This is a genomic window from Buchnera aphidicola (Mindarus keteleerifoliae) (assembly GCF_039392895.1).
Taxonomy (GTDB): domain Bacteria; phylum Pseudomonadota; class Gammaproteobacteria; order Enterobacterales; family Enterobacteriaceae; genus Buchnera_A; species Buchnera_A aphidicola_A.
Window position 1 is genome coordinate 301,303 of the sequence record NZ_CP135027.1, and the last position, 21,687, is coordinate 322,989.

Annotated in this window: 21 protein-coding genes, 3 tRNA genes and 1 pseudogene; 17 read left to right on the plus strand and 8 right to left on the minus strand. The window is 22.1% G+C overall.

What is annotated here, in order from left to right; translation table 11 throughout:
* Positions 1-114 precede the first annotated feature (114 nt).
* From htpX to tsaB, 3 genes are all read left to right on the plus strand, one after another.
* Positions 115-987: a protease HtpX gene (gene htpX, locus RJT62_RS01350; protein ID WP_343153264.1), complete on the plus strand. Its 873-nt coding sequence runs from the start codon at positions 115-117 to the stop codon at positions 985-987.
* A gap of 243 nt (positions 988-1,230) precedes the next feature.
* Positions 1,231-2,823, plus strand: coding sequence for a TerC family protein (locus RJT62_RS01355; RefSeq protein ID WP_343153266.1), 1,593 nt, complete (start codon positions 1,231-1,233; stop codon positions 2,821-2,823).
* An 88-nt stretch (positions 2,824-2,911) separates the two neighbouring features.
* On the plus strand, positions 2,912-3,577 hold the full coding sequence (gene tsaB / locus RJT62_RS01360) for a tRNA (adenosine(37)-N6)-threonylcarbamoyltransferase complex dimerization subunit type 1 TsaB (protein WP_343153269.1): 666 nt from the start codon (positions 2,912-2,914) through the stop codon (positions 3,575-3,577).
* A 17-nt stretch (positions 3,578-3,594) separates the two neighbouring features.
* Here the strand turns inward: tsaB and minE are convergent, their stop codons facing one another.
* The 4 genes from minE to RJT62_RS01380 are packed head-to-tail and all read right to left on the minus strand — an operon-like array spanning position 3,595 to position 5,393.
* The gene (minE, locus tag RJT62_RS01365; protein WP_343153271.1) at positions 3,595-3,846 is read right to left on the minus strand and encodes a cell division topological specificity factor MinE; all 252 of its coding nucleotides are present in this window, start codon (positions 3,844-3,846) and stop codon (positions 3,595-3,597) included.
* A gap of 4 nt (positions 3,847-3,850) precedes the next feature.
* The gene (gene minD, locus RJT62_RS01370) at positions 3,851-4,663 is read right to left on the minus strand and encodes a septum site-determining protein MinD (protein WP_343153273.1); all 813 of its coding nucleotides are present in this window, start codon (positions 4,661-4,663) and stop codon (positions 3,851-3,853) included.
* 32 nt (positions 4,664-4,695) lie between these two features.
* Entirely contained in the window at positions 4,696-5,037 is a 342-nt protein-coding gene (gene minC / locus RJT62_RS01375; protein ID WP_343153961.1) for a septum site-determining protein MinC, read from the minus strand.
* Positions 5,034-5,393: a hypothetical protein gene (locus tag RJT62_RS01380; RefSeq protein ID WP_343153275.1), complete on the minus strand. Its 360-nt coding sequence runs from the start codon at positions 5,391-5,393 to the stop codon at positions 5,034-5,036. Before RJT62_RS01380 ends, minC begins: the two co-directional genes overlap by 4 nt.
* 201 nt (positions 5,394-5,594) lie before the next feature.
* Here RJT62_RS01380 and rsmC point away from each other — a divergent pair, with 201 nt between their 5' ends.
* Complete coding sequence (rsmC, locus tag RJT62_RS01385) at positions 5,595-6,650, plus strand: 16S rRNA (guanine(1207)-N(2))-methyltransferase RsmC (protein WP_343153276.1); 1,056 nt, start codon at positions 5,595-5,597, stop codon at positions 6,648-6,650.
* Here rsmC and RJT62_RS01390 read toward each other — a convergent pair.
* Together RJT62_RS01390 and RJT62_RS01395 are read right to left on the minus strand one after the other, a co-directional pair.
* Positions 6,632-6,716, minus strand: a tRNA-Leu gene (locus tag RJT62_RS01390). The two genes, rsmC and RJT62_RS01390, sit on opposite strands and share 19 nt — an antisense overlap.
* A 20-nt stretch (positions 6,717-6,736) precedes the next feature.
* A tRNA-Cys gene (locus tag RJT62_RS01395) sits at positions 6,737-6,807 on the minus strand.
* Positions 6,808-7,028: 221 nt separating this feature from the next.
* On the opposite strand from RJT62_RS01395, the gene RJT62_RS01400 reads away from it, so the two are divergent.
* A tRNA-Ser gene (locus tag RJT62_RS01400) sits at positions 7,029-7,113 on the plus strand.
* A gap of 51 nt (positions 7,114-7,164) precedes the next feature.
* Here the strand turns inward: RJT62_RS01400 and murJ are convergent.
* Positions 7,165-8,697, minus strand: coding sequence for a murein biosynthesis integral membrane protein MurJ (gene murJ, locus RJT62_RS01405; RefSeq protein ID WP_343153278.1), 1,533 nt, complete (start codon positions 8,695-8,697; stop codon positions 7,165-7,167).
* Between the two features lie 518 nt (positions 8,698-9,215).
* On the opposite strand from murJ, the gene RJT62_RS01410 reads away from it, so the two are divergent.
* Positions 9,216-9,677 carry a flagellar basal body L-ring protein FlgH gene (locus RJT62_RS01410; RefSeq protein WP_343153280.1) on the plus strand — a complete coding sequence of 154 codons (462 nt, stop codon included), beginning with the start codon at positions 9,216-9,218 and terminating at the stop codon, positions 9,675-9,677.
* A gap of 611 nt (positions 9,678-10,288) precedes the next feature.
* Here the strand turns inward: RJT62_RS01410 and rne are convergent.
* Entirely contained in the window at positions 10,289-13,177 is a 2,889-nt protein-coding gene (gene rne / locus RJT62_RS01415) for a ribonuclease E (protein ID WP_343153282.1), read from the minus strand.
* 461 nt (positions 13,178-13,638) lie between these two features.
* Here rne and RJT62_RS01420 point away from each other — a divergent pair, with 461 nt between their 5' ends.
* From RJT62_RS01420 to RJT62_RS01470, 11 genes and pseudogenes are all read left to right on the plus strand, one after another.
* A complete protein-coding gene (locus RJT62_RS01420; RefSeq protein ID WP_343153284.1) occupies positions 13,639-14,589 on the plus strand; it encodes an RluA family pseudouridine synthase in 951 nt (316 codons plus the stop codon).
* A gap of 196 nt (positions 14,590-14,785) precedes the next feature.
* Positions 14,786-14,965: a 50S ribosomal protein L32 gene (rpmF, locus tag RJT62_RS01425; RefSeq protein WP_343153286.1), complete on the plus strand. Its 180-nt coding sequence runs from the start codon at positions 14,786-14,788 to the stop codon at positions 14,963-14,965.
* A gap of 134 nt (positions 14,966-15,099) precedes the next feature.
* Positions 15,100-15,369, plus strand: coding sequence for a hypothetical protein (locus tag RJT62_RS01430; protein ID WP_343153288.1), 270 nt, complete (start codon positions 15,100-15,102; stop codon positions 15,367-15,369).
* 37 nt (positions 15,370-15,406) lie between these two features.
* A complete protein-coding gene (locus RJT62_RS01435) occupies positions 15,407-16,024 on the plus strand; it encodes an ACP S-malonyltransferase (protein WP_343153962.1) in 618 nt (205 codons plus the stop codon).
* A 134-nt stretch (positions 16,025-16,158) separates the two neighbouring features.
* Positions 16,159-16,760, plus strand: a pseudogene (locus tag RJT62_RS01440) (SDR family oxidoreductase).
* Between the two features lie 32 nt (positions 16,761-16,792).
* Positions 16,793-17,038: an acyl carrier protein gene (acpP, locus tag RJT62_RS01445; protein WP_343153291.1), complete on the plus strand. Its 246-nt coding sequence runs from the start codon at positions 16,793-16,795 to the stop codon at positions 17,036-17,038.
* Between the two features lie 75 nt (positions 17,039-17,113).
* Entirely contained in the window at positions 17,114-17,746 is a 633-nt protein-coding gene (gene tmk / locus RJT62_RS01450) for a dTMP kinase (protein WP_343153294.1), read from the plus strand.
* Between the two features lies 1 nt (position 17,747).
* Positions 17,748-18,737 (plus strand): DNA polymerase III subunit delta' C-terminal domain-containing protein, encoded by a 990-nt coding sequence (locus RJT62_RS01455; protein WP_343153296.1) that lies wholly within the window; start codon positions 17,748-17,750, stop codon positions 18,735-18,737.
* A 15-nt stretch (positions 18,738-18,752) separates the two neighbouring features.
* A complete protein-coding gene (locus RJT62_RS01460) occupies positions 18,753-19,556 on the plus strand; it encodes a TatD family hydrolase (protein WP_343153298.1) in 804 nt (267 codons plus the stop codon).
* 149 nt (positions 19,557-19,705) lie between these two features.
* Positions 19,706-21,139, plus strand: coding sequence for a PTS glucose transporter subunit IIBC (gene ptsG, locus RJT62_RS01465; RefSeq protein ID WP_343153300.1), 1,434 nt, complete (start codon positions 19,706-19,708; stop codon positions 21,137-21,139).
* A gap of 81 nt (positions 21,140-21,220) precedes the next feature.
* On the plus strand, positions 21,221-21,562 hold the full coding sequence (locus RJT62_RS01470) for an HIT domain-containing protein (protein ID WP_343153302.1): 342 nt from the start codon (positions 21,221-21,223) through the stop codon (positions 21,560-21,562).
* Positions 21,563-21,687 lie beyond the last annotated feature (125 nt).

Genomic DNA, 21,687 nt, shown 5'->3' on the forward strand with positions numbered 1-21,687 from the left:
AAAATAAAAAATAATTTATTAATAAAAATTGAAAGAATACAAATTCTATGTAAATATTAAATTAATAATATATTTTTTTTATTTTTAAAAACAAGGGAGAATACATAAAAAATTATGATGAGAATTATTCTTTTTTTGTTTACTAACCTAGCTGTAGTAATAGTATTCGGAGTCGTTCTAACATTAACAGGAATTAAGACAAATAGTCTTTATACTTTGTTAGTTATGTCAATCTTATTTGGTTTTGGAGGATCTCTAATATCATTATTAATGTCTAAATGGATTGCTTTAAATTCGGTTAGTGGGAAGATATTATCGATTCCTTTAAATGAGCAAGAAAAATGGTTATTTCGAATCGTTGAAGATCAATCTTCTTTGTTAAATATTAAAGTTCCTAAAATAGCAATATATCCCTCTTCTGATATCAATGCATTTGCTACTGGTCCACATAAAAATTCATCTTTAATAGCAGTTTCTTTAGGATTGTTAAAAAATATGAACAAAGAAGAAACAGAAGCGGTTATAGCACATGAAATGACGCACATTAAAAACGGAGATATGGTTACCATGACTTTAATACAAGGAGTCATTAACACCTTCGTAATCTTCATTTCTCGTGTTATAGCTAATATAGTTACTAGTTTTTTTAGTAATAAAGATGAAAATAGATATTCTAATAATTCTATGACTTACTTTTTAATTTCTGGAATGTTAGAACTTATTTTTGGAATTTTAGCTAGTTTAATTACTATGTGGTTTTCTAGATATAGAGAATTTTATGCTGATGCAGGATCTGCTAAATTGGTAGGAAGAAAAAAAATGATTGCTGCTCTAAAAAAAATAAAAACAAGTTATGAACCTACAGAAGATAATAGTATTATAGCTTTTTGCATTAATGGAAAATCTCATTCTTTTCTTAATTTATTTATGTCTCATCCTCCAATAGATCAACGTATCATCGCATTATATAATAAAAAATATATGTAATTTCAAAAATAAAAGAGAATATAAATTCTAAAAAAAATAATTCTCTTTTATTTTTAATAATTCATTATCTAATAAACAAAAAAAATAATGATTTTATCAAATTTTTAAAAAATTATTTTTAATAACTATTTAAAAAAATGCTTAATATGAATATATGTTAATTTAAAACTTAATTTTAAAATTAAACATTTAAAATGGAATAAGCATATATTTTATTGTTTTACTTTCTTACGGAGTTTAAAAATGGAGTTTTTTTTAGACCCATCTACATGGATAGGTCTACTTACCTTAATTACATTAGAAGTAGTACTTGGAATTGATAATTTAGTTTTTATTGCTATTTTAACTAAAAAATTACCTCCTTCACAACGTGATAAAGCAAGAATAATAGGGTTAAGTTTAGCCTTGTTAATGAGGTTAAACTTATTACTATTGATATCTTGGATAGTAACCTTAACAACTCCTATTATACAAACTAAATATTTTGTTTTGTCAGGGCGAGATTTACTCTTATTATCAGGAGGATTGTTTTTGATCTTTAAAGCTACAATTGAATTGCATGAAAGATTAGAAAATTATCCTGAAAATAACTCTAGTAATAAAAATTATGCTAGTTTATGGGCTGTAATAATACAAATTATAGTTTTAGATGCTGTTTTTTCATTAGATGCTATTGTTACTGCAGTTGGAATAGTTAATAATTTACCGATTATGATGACAGCAGTAATTATCTCAATGACAATAATGTCATTCGCATCTAAATTTTTAACGAATTACATTAATCATCATCAAAGCGTAATTTTACTTTGTCTTAGTTTTTTATTGATGATAGGATTTAATTTAGTAGCTGGGGCATTTCAAATACATATTCCAAAAGGATATATCTATGCTACTATAGGATTTTCTATAATGATAGAATTATTTAATCAAATTTCATATAATAACTTTATTAAAAATCAATCTCGTCGTTCTATGCGTCAAAGAACTGCAGAAGCAATTTTACGATTAATGATAAAAGAAAATCCAGAAGAAAAAAATAATTTACCCGAAAAAACGGATAAAAATAACTTAAAAATAAATTTTTCAAATACGAACTTATCTGAAACTTTTAAAGAAGAAGAAAGATATATGATGAATGGTGTTTTAACATTAGGAATGAGATCAATCAAAAGTATGATGACTCCAAGAGGAGAAATTTCTTGGGTAAACTTAGAAAAAAGTATAAATGAAATTAGATGTCAATTATTGGCTACTCCTCATAGCTTATTTCCTGTATGTAAAGGAGAACTAGATGAAATTATAGGGGTAGTTAGAGCTAAAGAATTATTGTTTGAAATAGAAAAAAAAATGAATCTAATTGAATTTTCTTCTAAAAATCCTCCCATTATCATACCAGATACACTAGATCCCATTAATTTATTAAAAGTATTGAGAAAATCTAAAGGAAAATTAGCCATCATTACTAATGAATTTGGAGTTGTGCAAGGATTAATTACTCCTTTAGACATTTTAGAAGCTATTGCAGGAGAATTTCCAGATGAAGATGAAACTCCAGAAATAATTTCTGAAAATGATAGTTGGCTTGTAAAAGGAGGAACCGATTTACATTCTTTAGAACAATTATTAAATACTAAAGAATTAATCAAAAAAGAAGAAAATCATGTTTCATTGGCAGGATTGTTGATATCTCAAAAAGGACAATTGCCCTCTCCAGGAGAAATTATTTCTATACCTCCTTTTCAATTTCATATAATTGAAGCAACAGAATATCGAATTAATTTAGTAAGAATTAAAAAAAATGTTATTTCTAAAAAAGAAAAATTATTTCAAAAATAAAATCGATAAATTAATAATTATTTTTTGACATAGTTGAAAAAAAATATATTTAGTATACCTTATATAAAAAAATATTTTTAAGTGAAAAATGAATAAAACGATATTATCTATAGATGCTTCTTGTGCTGTTTGTTCAATAGCTTTATTATATAATAAAAAAATAAGCTCTACTTTTGAAAAAAATAAGAAAAACCAGACAAAAAAGATTTTAATCATGATTAGTAAAATTTTTAAATCTAGAAAAATTTCTTTAAAATTAGTAGATGCTATTACGTTTACAATAGGTCCTGGAAATTTTACAGGAATTCGAGCAGCTATAAATGTAGCTCAAAGTCTTGCATTAGGAACAAATATTAAATTGTTTCCACTTTCAACTTTAGTTGTTATAGCTGAACAAGCTTGGAGAAAACTAAATTTGAATAAAGTATTAGTTTTATTAAATGCCAATAATAATCAAGTATATTGGGGAAAATACATTAGAAATAATGAAGGAATTTGGGAAAAAATTAAAAAGGAAAATTTAATTACAAAATCCGAACTAAGCAAAAAAATCAATTTTCTAAATAATAGTTGGACAATTGTAGGAAATTTTCGGAATGAATTCTTCCTTAATTCTAAAATTAAAATTAACAAAAAAATATTTTTTTCGAAAGCTATAGACGCAATATATTGCACCCAATTAAATATCAATAAAAATAAAAATAGCAATATTAAAAAAATTTTTCCTAATTATTTAAATTCATTAGGATTATAATGATTTTATGAAAATTGTTATTTTGAAAAAAATATGTTTAATTCTAAAATTGAAAGATTTCTATTTTTAGAATTTATCTTTATTTGTATCATTTTAGGCTTTATTTTAGTGTGTTTGTAAACAACTTGATATATTTCATTTTTTAATCCTGGAAAATAGTCAGAAATCTGATTAATTTTTTTTTGTTCGGATATTATGATCTTTAATCTTTTTTTAGCAATATGGGCAGTATTATTTTTTCTAAATGTAAAAAAATTTAATATTGTCATATTTTTATCTCCTAAATAAACGTTGAAAAAAACTTTTTCTTTCTTCTTTTATAAACCTTAATGGTATCTTATTTCCTAACAATCGATTTACTGTATCAGAATAAGCTTGACCTGCTATTGAATTTAAATCTAAAATTATAGGGATACCTTTGTTAGAAGCTTTCAATACAGATAAATCTTCTGGTATTACTCCTATAAGTTGAATTTTAAGAATATCTAAAACATCTTCTACACTTAACATTTCTCCTTCATTTACTCTAGAAACATTGTATCTTGTTAATAATAGATATTCTTTTATGGGATTTTGATTTGTTTTCGCTTTATATGATTTAGATGAGATTATTCCTAAAATTCTATCCGAATCTCGCACAGAAGAAACTTCTGGATTTGTTGTTACTATAGCTTCATCAGCAAAATAAATAGCTAATAAAGCTCCTGTTTCAATCCCTGCAGGAGAATCGCATATGATGAAATCAAATTTCATTTTTATTAAATTTTTTAAAACTTTGCAAACTCCATCGTATGTCAAAGACTCTTTGTCCCTTGTTTGAGAAGCAGGCAAAATATATAAATTTTTTGTATGTTTATCTCTTATTAAAGCCTGATTTAATGTAATATTATCATTTATAACGTTTATAAAATCATATACTACTCTTCTTTCACATCCCATAATTAAATCAAGATTTCTAAGCCCAATATCAAAATCAATAACTACAGTTTTTTTTCCTTTTTTTGCTAATCCTGTAGCTATTGCAGCACTAGAAGTAGTTTTTCCTACACCTCCCTTTCCCGATGTCACTACAATTATTCGAGACATATACATTTTCCTTTTATACATAAATTATATGATCATATTTCGTTTAATTCCAAAATTCCATTTCTTAAAAAAATATCTACTGTTTTTCCTATAAAATTTTTTGGAATTTGCTCCATCACCATATATTCCCCAGAAATAGAAATTAATTCTGAACGTAAATTTAAACAAAAAATATGAGAAGAAATATCTCCCTTTGCACCAGCCAATGCTCTACCTCTCATTGTTCCATATACATGAATATTTCCATTAGCTATTAATTCCGAACCAGCATTAACATTATTTATAATTATTAAATCGCCTTCAGGAGCATATATTTTTTGTCCTGCTCGAACTGGAAACTTAATTACTTTAGATTTTTGAATGGACTTATTTATAAAAGTAGTTTTTTTTTATTAATATTATCTAAAAATAAATCAGTATTTTTTTTTCTTTCCAAAAAAATCGGAATTTTTTCTTTTTTATTTTCTATTTTAATCCAATTGCTAGTGGTGCCGATTACCCCCACCATTAATATTCCTATATTAAATAATTTTCTTTTCAATTTTTTTAAATCAATTTTTTTTTTTAAATAAGATATGTTTACTATTAAAGGAGTGTTTTGAAAAAAAATAGAATATTTACTCATTTTTTCATATAACGAACTTAAAATTTTTTCCATTTTATTACTAAATAAATAAAGTACCAATATCGTAAAAGAATTACTTTTTAATTTAATAGGATTTTTTTTCATATTTTATATTGTTTAGAATACTTAAATAAAATGCAACTTATATAGTTATACATAAATTTTCATATAAAATACAGATTTTTTATTTAATTAACTAATTAAATTTCATCTATAAAAAATAAAAAATTATTTAAAATAATTAAAATTAATATAAAGTAAATTTATATAAATATAAAAATTAATATCAGTATGGATTTAAAAAATATGAACAAAAAACAGATAAATAACATCAGTACTTTATTAATTAAAAATCAAAATATCTTTTTAAATAAAAAAGTTTTTTTTTCAGGTTTAAATTATGATGTAATTATCAAAGAATTAAATTTAAAATTTTTCAAAATTCATACTAATCAATATAACGTTTGGAAAAAATTAAAAAACAAAAAAAATATTTATATTCAACATGTTTTGTTACCTAATAGTAACACTATTGCTGATAGTAATACTTTAATGTTTTTTTGGAAAAAAAATGTTTTAGAAAATATTTTCCAGTTAACAAATCTATTTTCTTTATTTCCTATCGGTTCTGATATCTATATTATAGGAGAAAATAAAAGCGGAATAAAAAGTAGTCCTGCTAAATTAAAAAAATGGATTTTTTTAAAAAAAATAAGTTTTTTAAGAAAATGTTCTCTTTTACATGGAAAAATTACAAAAAAAATATTTTTTTCAAAAAAAAAATTTGTTAAATTATTATTTTGGAAAGATTTATATTTGTGTTTTTTTCCTGGTGTATTTAGCTACAATAAAATTGATGAAGGAAGTAAATTACTACTATCTACATTTTTACAAAAAGTTAAAGGAGATATTTTAGATATCGGTTGCGGATGTGGAATTTTATCTGCTTTTTTATTAAAAAATAATAATAATAAAATTAATGCAATACTTTCAGATGTTCATTTGGCAGCACATGAATCAAGTAAGTTAACTTTAAAAAAAAATAAGTTAAAAGGAAAATTCATTCTTAGTGATGTTTATTCAGAAATCAATGGAAAATTTGACTTAATTATTTCTAATATTCCATTGCATGAAGAATTAAACATTAACTTAAAAATTGGTATTTCTATAATTAAAAACTCGATTGATCATTTAAAAAATAATGGAGAAATTAGAATTGTTTTTAGTTCTTTTATAAATATTCTAGAAATTTTTAAAAAGTTTTTTAAAAGTTATAAAATATTAAAAAGAACAAAGAAATTCATCGTGTTACAAGGGTATAAAAAAAACGCCTATACCAATTTTACCCGGAGCGGGACTTGAACCCGCAAAGCTATTAAAGCCGAGGGATTTTAAGTCCCTTGTGTCTACCAATTTCACCATCCGGGCTGAATTAAATCATACTTTTTAGGCGCATCCCGGAATCGAACCGAGTTTTACGGATTTGCAATCCGCCGCATCACCAATCTGCCAATGCGCCAACCATTGTAATAAACTTTTTTGATTATATCAATAATTTTGTATTGAGACAATCAAATTCATTTTAAAAATTAAACTTTTTTATCATAAAAATTTAATAATGCATTTTTATAATATCTTTTAATTTTAAATTTATTATAATTATTTATGAAATAATCAATTAAAAGACTTTACAGATACATTTATGCTATTTATAATTCTATTTGAATATTTTACAAAATAGGAGGGGTGGCCGAGTGGCTGAAGGCAGCGGTCTTGAAAACCGCCGATAAGAAATTATCCGAGAGTTCGAATCTCTCTCCCTCCAAAACATAAATTTAAAAAAAAATAATAGCTATTTTATTTTTTATGTATTTTTTTAAAATTTGCAAAAAAAAACAGAAAAACAAATTCCTAAAAGAAAAAGAAAAGAAAAATATCCTATGATCCCTATCAAACAAATTATAAAAAGAATTATTAATCTATTCATCATTTTCAAAAAGAAATAATAAGAAAAAAAATGTAACATAATTAACATTAATATAGACATAAAAAAAACTGAAAGAGTAACTTTAAATAAAAAACAAACCCAATCATATTGAAAACATAACAACCTTTTTTCGGATAATTTTAGATATGATATTAAAATACTAATCCAACTTGAAATACTAATAGATAATGCAAATCCAGAATGTTGAAAATAAGGTATTAAAATAAGATTTAGAATTTGAGTTAAAAAAAAAGAAACTAACGATATAGAAGTAGGTGTTTTTATATCGTTTATAGAATAAAAAACTAAAAAAAATATTTTATTTATAATAAAAGCAACTAGACCTATGGAATAAAAAATAAGAACTTTTTGAGTCATTAAAGTATCATAAAATGTAAATTTTCCGTATTGAAAAAGTGACAAAACAAAATATTTTGAAAGAATAATAAGAGCTATAGAACTAGGAAATGAAAAAATTATAGTTATTTTTAATGCCCAATTAATAACTTTTTTAGATTTTTTCAATGTACTAAAATTTATTTTTTTTGATAATAAGGGAAGTACTATAGTACTAATTGAAAAACTTAATATTCCAGAAGGAAATTCAATCAACCTTTCAGCATAATATACCCAAGATATTGAACCAGAAACAAGCAAAGAAGAAACAATTGAATTTATTACTAAAGAAATTTGATTAATAGAAACTGAAAAAACTGAAAGGCTCATTTTTTTCAAAATACGCAATGTTTTCACATTAAATATATTAATAGAAGGAACAATAAACATGTTTATTTTTTTTAATAGCGGAATTTGATACAAAAACTGTATTACACCTGATACTACAATTCCCCAAGCCATTGATAAAATAGGAGGATCAAAAAAATCTGAAATGAAAAATATACTAGATATTACACTAATATTTAATATTATAGGCGAAAATGAAGGAATAATAAAATAATTCCAAGCATTCAAAATAGATGAAATAAATATAGTTATAGATACAAAAAACATATATGGAAATGTAACGGTTAATAATTTTATTGTAAGTTCTAATTTTTTATGATCGTCTAAAAATCCTGGTGCTATTAACAATACTAATTTTCTGGAATTAAATATTCCTAACAAAGTAATTATAGACAATAAAAAAATTACTAGTCCTAATATTCCGGAAAGAACTTTTTTTATTTCTTTTAATTTTTTTTTATTTTTAATTTTCGACAAAATAGGTATCAAAACTTGGGAAAAGGCTCCTTCAGAAAATACTCTTCGAAAAAAATTAGGAATTTTAAATGCAATAAAAAAAGCATCAGTTTCATTACAAACTCCAAAAGAATAAGCTATGTAAACATCTCTAACACAACTTAATAATCGAGACAGTATTGTTATTACCCCTACAGAAACTAAACGCTTAAATAATTTCATAATTTAAAAATAATCCTAAATCTCAATTAGAAGACTCTAATATTGTTAATAAATTTTATACTAAAAGAATATTCATTACCATTTCAAATATTTTTTAACAAAACTTATTTTGCACAAAAATTTAATAGAAAATTAGTTAATAAAACAAAAAATGTGAATGATTAATTTTTTAATATAATATTTACAAATATGGAAAATTCGTAATAATATATTATTATTAATTTAAAAAATACGTATAAATATACTATATAAAAATTTTTATATTTAAAAATGAAAAAAAAAATAATACTTAAAATTTTTTTTACAATATTTTTATTATTTTTAATAATTTTTTTTTCTTTATTAAAAACATTAAAAAAAAAACACGATTTATTCCTGAAAAAAACATAATTTTTACTATCGATTGTAAAAGAAAAAAATTTTTTTATTCTAAAAAAAATATTAATTTAATTAAAAATAATTTCTATTCAATTTTAAAAAATTGTCCGAAAGAATATTTTGTTGGAGATCTATTGATCATGGTTTTACATGAAAATATTAAAATTGGAAAAAGTTCTACTCTAAATATTATAAAAAATAATAATCATTATACTAAATTAGGAGCTTCTGGATTAAATATTTTTCTTAAAAATTTATTTAAAAAAAATCAAATTAATTTATATAAAAATAAAAAAATTAGAAAACTAAAAAATAAAAAATTATTTATTAATAATGTTTTTATAAACACATTAACAGTCACAATTAGCAAAATTTTATCCAATGGAAATTTTATTATTATAGGGGAAAAAAAAATTTTTATAAATAATCACAAAGAATATCTTCATGTTTCAGGAATTGTGGATCCTAAAAATATAAATAAGAAAAAAATCATTAATTCAGCTCAAGTAGCTAACTTAAATATTAAATATTTTAAATCTAAAAAAAAATATAGTAAAAAATACACTTGGTTTAAAAAATTTTTTTATTTTTTAAAAAAATAAAAATATATTCTGATGCTAATAAATTTAGAATAAAAAGATCTTGATTTTATTTACACTGATATACATTTTAATAATTTATACTACATAAACTATATCTATTTTAAATGTAAAAGAAAAGATTTAAACTTTATAAAAAATGATATTCTTTCTATATGATAGATTAATTAATTACATACCCTATGTTTAAAAAGATAAAGATATAAAATAATTTATCCTTTTTTAAGATATTTTAAAAAATAGAAATTTAAAATAAATTACTATAAATAAGAATAAAATGTTTTTTAAGAAAATGTTAAGTTTAAAAATAACTTTTTTTAGAAATGAGTAAGTTGCTCATATCTTAATGTTTGATAAAAAACATTAATTTAAATATAAAATTTAAAAAATTTTCAATAAAATTGTTCTATTAAATTTTTAAAAAAAAATAATAAAATTGATATTTTTTATCAAGAAAAAACAAAATTAAAAATTATTTAATTTTAATAAAATTAATTCTAAAATGTTAAAAACTACTTTTTCAAGTAAGAAAAAAAACTTTTTTAAAAAAATAAATAATTTGTTTTTTAGAAGAAAATTAATATAAAACTATTAATAGTTTTATATTAATTTTTTTATTTTATATTAATGTTTTCAGGTTTACACATAGGAGAATTAGAAATATTTTTTGCCATATGAACACCTGCTGCAGTTTTTTTTTGATTTTTTTTACGGATATTTTGATTGGTTTTACTAGAAAATAAATTACTATCTTTAAATGAAAAAGATGCTTTTGTAACTGGAGAATTTGAATAATTTTTTTGTAAAAAAATATTTTTATATTTAGAAGAAAAATTCTTTTTTAAAACAGAAATTTTTTTATTTTTTTTGACTGATATTAAATCAACAACTTGATCTTTTTTATAAAAAAAATTTTTTTTATGCGAACATTTAACTGTTCTTTTAATATATTTAATATATTTTTTTATAAAAATTTTATAAAAATAAATACTTTTAATATTTAAAAAACTTAAATTTATTTCAATTATTTTTTTATTTTTATCTTTCAAAAAAATGTTATGTACTTTAAGTAAAATATTGTTTTCTGAAAAAAAAGAAATAAAAGTTTTTCCCTTTATTTTTTTTAAAAAAACATTTTTTTTAAAAAATATTTTTTTTACATAAAAATATTGAATTAAAAAATTTTTATTTTTTTTTTCTTTATTGTTATTTTCAAGAAAAATGAAAAATTTATTTAGAACCCAAATAGGAAAATTATAATAAAAAAAATAAGAATCATAAAAAATATTATATAGTTGAAAACTAAAAAATATTTTTCTAAAAATTTGGTATTCTGAAACATTCTGTAATTTATATCTTTTTACTGCATCTATATTTTTTTTAATAAGAAAAAAAAGTTCAGAGCATTTTTTTAAAAAAAAAGAATTCTTATAAAATAAAGATTTTTTTTTTGTATTAATTCCAAATAAAAAATTTTTTTCTATTTTTTTAAAAATATTTTTATTATTTTTTTTTAAAAAAAAATCATTTTTACAATTTTTATAAATTTTATTTTTTAAATTAACCAATTCTTTAGTTATAAAAAGAAAAAAATTTTCATTTCCAAAATATTTATTAACTTTAACCAATTTTTCTTTATTACTAAAAAAACTTTTCTTTAAATTAAACTTACTTTTTTTATTTTGATTTGAATAAATTGGAATTACTTTTTTAACAATTTCTGTCTTAAAGTTATTTTTTCTCAGCACGCACTTTTGTGATCTATTAATTATATTAGTAGTGCTAAAAACAGAATAACCTATATATGATACTAAATCTTTTTTTACTTTGTTTTTTGAATTCATTTCCTTGGTATTTTTTTTATAAAAATTAAAGGAATTTTTTTTTAATTCATTATTAACTAATATAGATTTTCTGAAATTTGAAAATTCATTTTGTTTTTTCTCGACATTTTTTATTTGTAAAGCATTTAAGAAATTAATGCGATGAAAATTTGGTAAATGATAACTAGTTGATTTTATTTTTTCTCCTTTTCTAATTCTTAATACTGAATAATTAGGAGTTTTCATTTTATTATTAGGAATAATAATTATTTTTCCTGAAAATTGACGTTTTTCTATTGAATTAACAGCTGCTCTTTTTTCATTTAATAAATAACAAGCAATTTCTATAGGAACAATAGCATGAATTTCACATGTGTTTTCTTTCAATGATTCTTCTTCAATAATTCTTAAAATAGATAAAGATAACGACTCATTATCTCTAATAGTACCAGTTCCTGTACATCTAGGACAAATATGATGAGTAGATTCTTTTAATGAAGAACTTATACGTTGCCTAGACATCTCTAATAAACCAAATTTAGAAATAGATCCTATCTGAATGCGAGCTCTATCATGAGATGCTAACTCTCTTAATTTATTTTCAATTTTCTTTTGATTTTTTAATACTAACATATCGATAAAATCAATTACTATTAGTCCTCCTAAATCTCTTAATCTCAACTGTCTAACTATTTCTTCAACAGCTTCAATATTAGTATGAAATGCTGTTTCTTCAATATCTGTTCCTTTTGTAGAACGAGAAGAATTAATATCAATTGCTGTCAATGCTTCAGTAGTATCAATCACAATTGATCCTCCTGAAGATAATCGAACCTCTCTTTGAAAAGCTGAACTAATTTGTGATTCTATTTGATAATAACTAAATAAAGGAACATCCCCGGTATATAATTTAATTTTATTTTTAAAATCAGGCCTTCCTAAAAAACTAATATGTTGTCTAGCAACATCAACTACATTGGGATTGTCAATGACTATCTCTCCTATCTCTTGACATAAATGATCTCTAAATGCCCTCACCATTATATTACTTTCTTGATGGATTAAAAAAGGAGCAGATTTATTTTTCGAAGATTTAATGATAGCATCCCAATGTTTCATTCTAATACTTAAATCCCACTGTAATAATTCTAAAGATTTTCCTAATCCAGCTGTTCTGATGATTAATCCCATATTTTTAGGCAAATTCAATAAAGATATTAATTTCTTCATTTCTATTCTATTAGAACCTTCAATTCTTCTAGAAATTCCAGTTATATTAGGATTATTTGGCATTAATACCAAATAACTTCCTGCTAAACTGATAAAGGTTGTTAAAGCAGCGCCTTTGTTTCCTCTTTCTTCTTTAGTAATTTGAACGATTATTTCTTGTCCTTCTCTTAATAAATCTTTAATATGTGAATTAGCAGAAAAAGAAGTATTAGAAAGAAAATAATCCTTAGAAACTTCTTTAAAAGGTAAAAAACCATGTTTTTTTGAACCATAATCTATAAAAACTGCTTCTAAACTAGGTTCAATTCTAGTAATTTTCCCTTTGTAAATACAGGATTTTTTTTGTTCATGACCGAAATGTTCTATATCAAGATCATATAATCGCTGACCATCGACAAGTGCAACTCTCAGTTCTTCTTGTTGAGTAGCGTTAATTAACATTCTTTTCATTAAAAATCTCTTGTTTTATATATAATTTAAAAGTTTTTTAAATTATATTTAAATTAAAGTGAAAATGTGAATATATTTGTACAAAATGTCTTTATATTCAAAAAAAAAGTAAAAAATTCATTTTTTAAATGTTTTTAATATTTCATTGATTATTTTCTAAAGTTAGAAATATAATTTTTTACGTTTAATGAATTAAAAAAAAATAACAACTATTAATAAAAAAAATTACAATAATCAATTGCTTTTTAATAACTAATTTTTAACTTTAAAAAATTATTTTCTATGTAAAATACGAAAAATATTTTCATGCTCTTTACCTAAAAAATAATAAAACTACTTATTAACATTTTAAACAATTTTTTTTAAATAACATATTTATATTTTTATAATACATAAAACATATTAAAATAATTGCAATTGTCCTAAGTTTTTTAAAATATATATAAATATTTAGAGGAAAAATGAAAAAAAATATCGTACCTATACAAACAATACTTATATCAAAAAATATGATAGAACAAAGAATTGATAATTTTTTAATTAAAAAAATTAAGAAAATTCCTAAAAGTTTTATTTATAAAATTATACGAAAAGGAAAAGTAAAAATTAACGAAAAAAAAATCCTTCCCAAATATAAATTAAAAATTGGAGATGTAATTAAAATTCCTTCAATGAAAATGGAGAAAAAAAATGAAAATTCTATTTCAATTGAAAAAATGAGAGAAATCTTTAATTTAAAAGGAAAAATTTTATACGAAGATAATTTTCTTTTAATTATTAATAAACCTTCAGGAATAGCAGTACATGGAGGCACCGGATTACGTTTTGGAATTATAGAAAATCTTCGATTACTATATCCTAATTATTCTTATTTAGAATTAGTTCATCGAATCGACAAGCTTACTTCAGGAGTCTTAATGATAGCTAAAAAAAGATCTACTCTTCGTAATTTACATAAACAAATAAGAGAAAAAAAAATAAAAAAACAATACTTAGCATTAGTTCACGGACATTGGAAAAAATATAAATCTATCATATCCGTTCCATTACAAAAGAAAAAGAATAAAAATGTAAAAAATCCAGTTTTTGTACATAAACAAGGAAAAATTTCAGAAACAAAATTTCAAGTAAAAAAATATTATAAAAATTGCACCTTAATGATAATAACACCAAAAACAGGAAGAACCCATCAAATTAGAGTACATTCTGCCCATGCTGGACATCCTATTATTTTTGATGAATGTTATGGAAAACCCGAATTAGATAAAAATTTTTTGTTTCTAAATGAAAAAAAAAGTTTATTTCTTCATGCTAAAAAAGTTTGTTTTTTGCATCCTAATATTAAAAAAAAACTTTTTATCTCAGCTCCTATTGAAAAACGCTTTCAATCAAGTTTATTAAAACTTATTTAACTAAATTTAAAATTAACCATTTAATTTTTTTATCAAAATAAAAATATATCTTTTGTTCAAAACATTGTATAAAATTAGATATTTTATTATTTTAAAGATATTAACTGTATTTTATCATATAAAAATAATAAATAGCTATTTATAGAAAAATATTTTATTATTAAGATAATATTTAAACCTTTTAAAGGAAAAAATTATGGCAGTTCAAAAAAATAAACCTTCTAGATCAAAAAGAGGAATGAGAAGATCTCACGATTCATTGAAAGATAATTGTATTTCCGTAGATAAAACATCTGGAGAACATCATTTGAGACATAACATAACTAAAAATGGTTTTTATAAGGGGAAAAAAATAATTTTTAACAAAAAAAAATAATATTTGTTATTTTTCATAAATATAAAAAATAATTATTAATAAAATTTAATTATTTATACGTATGAATGTTTCAAACATTCAAAAAACTTTAATTTTAAAAAAAATATTTTTTATATTAATTTAAAGGAATTTTTATGAATAAATATGCTATGATTTTTTCAGGACATGGTGCTTATTCTAGTTACATGCCGGAAATTTTTAAAAAAAATAACCCAATAATTAAAAAAACATTTGATTTAGCTTCTTCTTGTATTAAATATAATCTGTGGAAAGGCTTAAATAATAACGAAATTTCAAATCAAAAAAATCAAAAATATTTACAACCTTTATTGCTAACTATTTCAGTAACTCTATTTAAATTATGGATAAAAAAAAAATTTTCCTATTCTTGCAGCAGGACATAGTTTAGGAGAATATTCTGCTTTAGTTTGTTCTGGAGTAATAAATTTTACTAATGCTCTTAAATTAATTAGATTACGATCTTTTCTTATGTATAAAATAACTAAAAAATATCCAAGTGCAACACAAGCTATAATAGGATTAGATAAAAAAATTATAATAAATCTTTGCTTAAACCTTTCTAAAAATAAAATTGTTTCACCAATAGCTTTTAATTCAAACAACCAAACTATTGTTTCTGGAGATAAAAAACTAGTAAAAAAAATAGTTTTTTTATGTAAAAAACTAGGTGCGAAAAGAACAATTAATTTAAACATCAATATTCCTTTACATTCCTTACATATGAAAAAAATTTCAACAAAAATGTTCTTAGCTTTAAAAAAAATAACTTTTAATGTTCCTACTTTTCCAATTATAAATAACGTAGATGTAAAATGTGAATTTTCTTCAAAAAATATTAAGGATGCTTTGATTCGTCAGTTGTATAATCCTGTAAGGTGGGATGAAATCATGAAATTAATTATTTCCTATAAAATAAAAAACATAATAGAAATTGGCCCGGGAAAAATACTGAGCAATATAAATCAAGAATTTAAAGAAATACAATCAATCTCTCTATATAAAAATAAAAACTTTTTTTCGAATATAGGAAATAAATAACAAAAAATTATGAATAAAAAAATTGTTCTAATTACAGGTGCTACTAAAGGAATTGGAAAATCAATCGCAAAAGAATTTATAAAAAAAAAAATTTAGTAATTGGAATATGTTCTTCGAACAAAAATAAAAAAACAATGGAAAAATATTTAAAAAAAAATGGAATTGCAATTGTATGTGATATTAAAGATTCTATTTTATTAAAAAAATGTATTGAAGATATAAACAAAAATTTTAATTCAATCGACATATTAATAAATAATGCAGGAATAACTCAAAACAAATTAATTTTTAATACTAGTTTGTCAGAATGGTCTTCTATTCTATCAACTAATTTAACATCTGCATTTATTTTATCTAAATCGGTACTACCAAACATGATAAAAAAAAAAATGGTAGAATTATTACAATAGGTTCTATAATAGGACAAATAGGAAATTTAGGACAAACCTGTTATGCTGCTTCTAAATCAGCATTAACTGGATTTAATAAATCTTTAGCTTTGGAAGTTGCTAGATTTGGAATTACTGTAAATTTAATATTTCCAGGTTTTATAAAAACAAAAATGACTGCTAATTTAAGTGAATCTATGTTAAAAAAGTACTTATTTGAAATACCTGTTCGAAAATTTGGAACACCTTCAGATATTGCTAATGCAGTCTTATTTTTAGCTTCAGAAAAATCGTCATACATAACTGGACAAACACTTCATGTAAATGGAGGAATGTATATGATATAATCACTCTAAAATAATTTTAAAAAAGTAATTATATGTTTAATATTGAAAAGAGAATTAAAAATATTATATCTATACAATTAGACAAAAAAAAAGAAAAGTTAAAACCATTTACTAGATTTGTAGAAGATCTTGGAGCTGATTCTTTAGATATGATTGAACTTTTTATGTCTTTAGAAGAAGAATTTAATGTTCATATTCCTGATGAAGATATGGAAAAAATAATTGATATACAATCAGCTTCATTATATATCCAAAAAAAATGTAAAAAAAATATTTAAGTTTTATAAACTATAGGTCTATTAAAAATACAAAAAATTTTTTAAATAAATTTATATTTAAAAATCGGAAAAATTATGATAAAAGGAAAATTTATTGTTCTTGAAGGAATAGAAGGATCTGGAAAAACTCTAGCATGTCAAATAGTATTAAAAACTTTAAAAAAACATAATATTAAAAATATTAAATTAGTTAAAGAACCAGGGAGTACCTACTTAGGAGAAAAAATTAGGAAAATAATAAAAAATTATAATAACAAACAAAATTTAAACAATAGTGCTGAACTTTTATTATTTTATGCTGCAAGAATACAGCTTGTAGAAAGTATTATTAAACCTGCTTTAAATAAAGGAATTTGGGTGATCAGTGATCGATATCAATTATCTTCTTTTGCCTATCAAGGTGGAGGATACAATATACCTTTAAAAAAAATTAAAATATTAAAAACCATGTTTTTAAAAAAAATTGATCCAGATCTTACTTTTTACCTCGATGTTTTTCCAAAAGTTGGATTAAAAAGAGCTTCTAGAAGAAGTTCTTTAGATCGAATTGAAAAAAATTCAATAAATTTTTTTAATAAAATTAGAAACACTTACTTAAATATAATTTCTAAAGAAAAAAAAATAATAAAAATTAACGCTAATCAAAAAAAAGATCTAGTTAAAAAATCTATAAAAAATGAACTTTATATTTGGTTAAAAAGTAACTAATATGAATAAATATCCTTGGTTAACCCACACTTATAAAAAAATAATTCATCAATACACTATTAATAAATTACATCATACCATTTTAATTAATTCTGTTAAAGGAATAGGTATACCTTATTTAATAAGATTAATTGGTTATTGGCTTTTATGTATGAATAAAAAAGATTATAAAAATTGCAAAAAATGTAATGGATGTAATCTAACAAAATCTTTAAACCATCCTGACTGGTATTTTTTAACACCAGAAAAAGAAAAAAAAAGTATAAATATTGAGAAATTAAGAAAATTAAGTAAAAGAGTTGTTATGTCTCCTCAACAAGGTAAAATTAAAATTATTTGTTTTTTAAATACAGCCTTTCTAAATGATTATACTATTAATACTTTATTAAAAATATTTGAAGAACCACCTAAAAATACTTTTTTTTTATTAGTTAGTTATAATTTAATTGAACTTCCTCTCACTCTAAAAAGTAGATGTTTTTTATTAAATATAAAAAGTCCTTCTAAAAAAAAATGTTTAATTTGGTTTAGAAAAAACAACTTTATTATTGATGAAAAAAAGTTTTTAATTGCTCTTAACATATCAGAAAACGCTCCTTTAACAGCAATAAAATTAATTAAAAGTCAATTATGGGAAGAAAGAAATAATTTCTACGAAAAATTTATTTACTTTCTTCAAAAAAAAAAATTAATACTATTTCTTCCTTATTTAACTGGAAAAAATGCGTTATTTAAAATAAATTGGATTTATTCAATTTTATTAGATTCTATTAAATATAAAAACAATATGTCAAAAACTATATCAAATTTAGACAAAAAAGATTTTATAAACTTAATTTCTTCTAAATACTCTTATCGTACATTAGATAAAAGTCTACGTTTGTGGTTAAAATGTAAATTTTACTTATTAAATGTATCTAATATTAATCAAGAATTATTATTCGCTAAAAAATTGTTAAATTGGGAACTTTTTTTAAATAAAAAATTTTAAAAAAGAGAAAATAATATGTTTTTAATAGACTCTCATTGTCACCTACATAATTTAACATGTAGAAAAGAAAAAAACGGAATTAACAATATCATTAAAAGAGCAAATAAAAAATATGTAAAAATGATTTTAGTAGTATCAACTTCTATTAAGGATTACTATGTATCTCAAACCTGCATAACAAAAAATCCTAATATTTTGTATTCTTGTGGAATTCATCCAAATAATATAAAAAATTATAAACATAATATTAAAAAATTAAAAGATATTACTATGAATAAAAATGTTGCTGCCATAGGAGAAACAGGTCTAGATTATTTATATTCTTTAAAAACAGCTTCTATACAGAAATTATTATTTCGTGAACATATAAAAGTAGCTAAAAAATTAAAAAAACCTATTATTATTCATTGTAGAAAAGCTATACATGATGTTTTGCATATACTAAAAGAAGAAAATAATCAACCGTACAAGGGAATTATACATTCTTGTACTGAAGATTCTAATACCGTTAAAAAATTAATAGATTTAGGTTTTTATATATCATTTTCTGGAATCGTTACTTTTAAAAATGCATCTTTATTAAGAAATGTAGTTAAAACTGTTCCAGTTGAAAAAATTTTGATTGAAACGGATTCGCCTTATTTGTCTCCAGAACCTTATAGAGGAAAAGAAAACGAACCTTCATATTTATATGAAATAGCAAAATTTATAGCAAAACTAAAAAAAATTAATGTAGAAACATTAGCAAAAAAAACAAAAAAAAATTTTTTTAAATTATTTAATTTATCAACTAATAAAAAAAATACTAATTTTAATTAATATCAAATTTAAATTCATTTATAGTTAAATAATCAATTTTATTAATTAAGCAATAAAGTACCTTTTTTTAAAATACATTTTTTATTTAAAAATATTATTAATGATAACTTATCTCAAAAAATCCTGATAATATTTAGGAGTTTTAAAATATGTTAAAAAACGTATTTTCAAATATGCAAAAAATAGGAAAGTCATTAATGTTACCCGTTTCTGTACTTCCCATAGCTGGTATATTATTGGGAATAGGATCAGCTCATTTTAATATAATTCCAATAGCAATATCTAATATTATGGCAGAAGCAGGAGGATCAGTATTTTCTAATATGCCTTTAATATTTGCTATTGGAGTTGCATTAGGATTTACAAAAAATGATGGAGTATCAGCTTTAGCGGCAGTAATAGCTTATGGGATAATGATAAAAACATTATCAATAGCAATGCCTATTTTTTCAGATATGAACATAATAAAAATTCCTCAAAAAAATTTAATAGATACTGGAATAATAGGAGGAATTATTGCTGGTTCAATTTCAGCTTTTATGTTTAATGCATTTTATCAGATTCAATTACCAGAATATTTAGGTTTTTTTGCCGGTAAAAGATTTGTACCTATTGTTTCCGGGTTAATGTCAATTTTTGTTGGATTACTATTATCTCTAATATGGCCTCCTATTGGAAATATTATACAACATTTTTCCGAATGGGCTGCTTATCAAAACCCTATATTTGCATTTGGAATGTATGGATTTATTGAAAGAATTCTAGTTCCTATTGGATTGCATCATATCTGGAATGTACCTTTTCAAATGCAAATAGGAGAGTATACTAATTCAATTGGACAAATTTTTCACGGAGATGTAGCCAGATATATGGCAGGAGATGATACAGCAGGAAAACTTTCAGGTGGATTTTTATTCAAAATGTATGGTTTACCAGGTGCTGCTCTAGCTATTTGGCATACAGCAAAAGCAAAAAATAAAGTTAAAATAGGTAGTATGATGTTCTCTGGTATGCTTACAGCCTTTCTAACTGGTATTACTGAACCTATAGAATTTTCATTTTTATTAACTGCTCCTATATTATATGGAATTCATTCAATTTTAGCTGGATTATCTTTTCCTATTTGTATTTTGTTAAATATGAGAGCTGGAAATAGTTTTTCTCATGGATTAATAGACTTTATCATCTTAAGCGGAAATGGAAATAATATCTGGATGTTTCCTTTAATCGGCGTATTTTACTGTTTACTGTATTACTTTATTTTCTATTTTTTCATTATAAAGTTTAATTTGAAAACACCAGGAAGAGAAAATCTTAAAAATATATTGAATAATCTTAGTAATTCTGAACTTGCACCTTATTTAGTAAAAGCATTAGGTGGGAAAAAAAATATAACTAACTTAGACGCTTGCATTACTCGTCTTCGCATTTCTGTTTTGAATACATCAAACGTAAATATTTCAAAACTAAAAAAAGCTGGAGCTGTTGGAGTATTTATTTCTGGATTAGGTGTACAAGTAGTTTTTGGAACGAAATCAGATAACTTAAAAACTGAAATAGAAAAATATATTAAAAAAAACTAGTTTTTTACTAAATTAAGGAGAGTAAAAAAAATAACTCTTCTTAATTTAACATAAAATTAATTATTTGAGAGACAAAAAATTATGAAAAAAAATAACGTTTTTAAAGACATAGTAGAAAAGAAAATTCCATCTGAAATTTTGTATCAAGATAAAAAAATTACTGTTTTTTCAGATATTTCACCTAAAGCACCTGTTCATTTTCTTGTTATTCCAAATAAAATTATTCCTTCTTTAAACTACATTAAAAAAAGAGATAAAAATCTAATTTTTCATATGTTAAGAACAGCAATAGCTATTGCAAAGAAAAAGAAAATTTATCGAACAGGTTATAGATTAATTATTAATTGCAACAAAAATTCCGGACAAGAAGTACCTCACTTACATATCCATATATTAGGTGGAAAAAAATTACCATCAATTTAAAATTAATCAATTAACTATTTGTATTAGTTAATTGAACAACTTAATGTTTTTAAAAAATTTATTTTGATTTTAAATTTTGAATTTTAAATAACAAATATATTCTATTTCTTTTCATATTTAAAATT

Bases quoted from the DNA above. Each gene is read 5' to 3' on its own strand.
- RJT62_RS01455 (WP_343153296.1), top strand. From the start codon at position 17,748: ATGAATAAATATCCTTGGTTAACCCACACTTATAAAAAAATAATTCAT.
- acpP (WP_343153291.1), top strand. From the start codon at position 16,793: ATGTTTAATATTGAAAAGAGAATTAAAAATATTATATCTATACAATTA.
- RJT62_RS01430 (WP_343153288.1), top strand. From the start codon at position 15,100: ATGAATAAATATGCTATGATTTTTTCAGGACATGGTGCTTATTCTAGT.
- rne (WP_343153282.1), bottom strand. From the start codon at position 13,177: ATGAAAAGAATGTTAATTAACGCTACTCAACAAGAAGAACTGAGAGTT.
- minE (WP_343153271.1), bottom strand. From the start codon at position 3,846: ATGACAATATTAAATTTTTTTACATTTAGAAAAAATAATACTGCCCAT.
- tmk (WP_343153294.1), top strand. From the start codon at position 17,114: ATGATAAAAGGAAAATTTATTGTTCTTGAAGGAATAGAAGGATCTGGA.
- htpX (WP_343153264.1), top strand. From the start codon at position 115: ATGATGAGAATTATTCTTTTTTTGTTTACTAACCTAGCTGTAGTAATA.
- RJT62_RS01420 (WP_343153284.1), top strand. From the start codon at position 13,639: ATGAAAAAAAATATCGTACCTATACAAACAATACTTATATCAAAAAAT.
- minD (WP_343153273.1), bottom strand. From the start codon at position 4,663: ATGTCTCGAATAATTGTAGTGACATCGGGAAAGGGAGGTGTAGGAAAA.
- murJ (WP_343153278.1), bottom strand. From the start codon at position 8,697: ATGAAATTATTTAAGCGTTTAGTTTCTGTAGGGGTAATAACAATACTG.
- ptsG (WP_343153300.1), top strand. From the start codon at position 19,706: ATGTTAAAAAACGTATTTTCAAATATGCAAAAAATAGGAAAGTCATTA.
- rsmC (WP_343153276.1), top strand. From the start codon at position 5,595: ATGAACAAAAAACAGATAAATAACATCAGTACTTTATTAATTAAAAAT.
- RJT62_RS01470 (WP_343153302.1), top strand. From the start codon at position 21,221: ATGAAAAAAAATAACGTTTTTAAAGACATAGTAGAAAAGAAAATTCCA.
- RJT62_RS01460 (WP_343153298.1), top strand. From the start codon at position 18,753: ATGTTTTTAATAGACTCTCATTGTCACCTACATAATTTAACATGTAGA.
- rpmF (WP_343153286.1), top strand. From the start codon at position 14,786: ATGGCAGTTCAAAAAAATAAACCTTCTAGATCAAAAAGAGGAATGAGA.
- RJT62_RS01380 (WP_343153275.1), bottom strand. From the start codon at position 5,393: ATGAAAAAAAATCCTATTAAATTAAAAAGTAATTCTTTTACGATATTG.
- RJT62_RS01355 (WP_343153266.1), top strand. From the start codon at position 1,231: ATGGAGTTTTTTTTAGACCCATCTACATGGATAGGTCTACTTACCTTA.
- tsaB (WP_343153269.1), top strand. From the start codon at position 2,912: ATGAATAAAACGATATTATCTATAGATGCTTCTTGTGCTGTTTGTTCA.
- RJT62_RS01410 (WP_343153280.1), top strand. From the start codon at position 9,216: ATGGTTTTACATGAAAATATTAAAATTGGAAAAAGTTCTACTCTAAAT.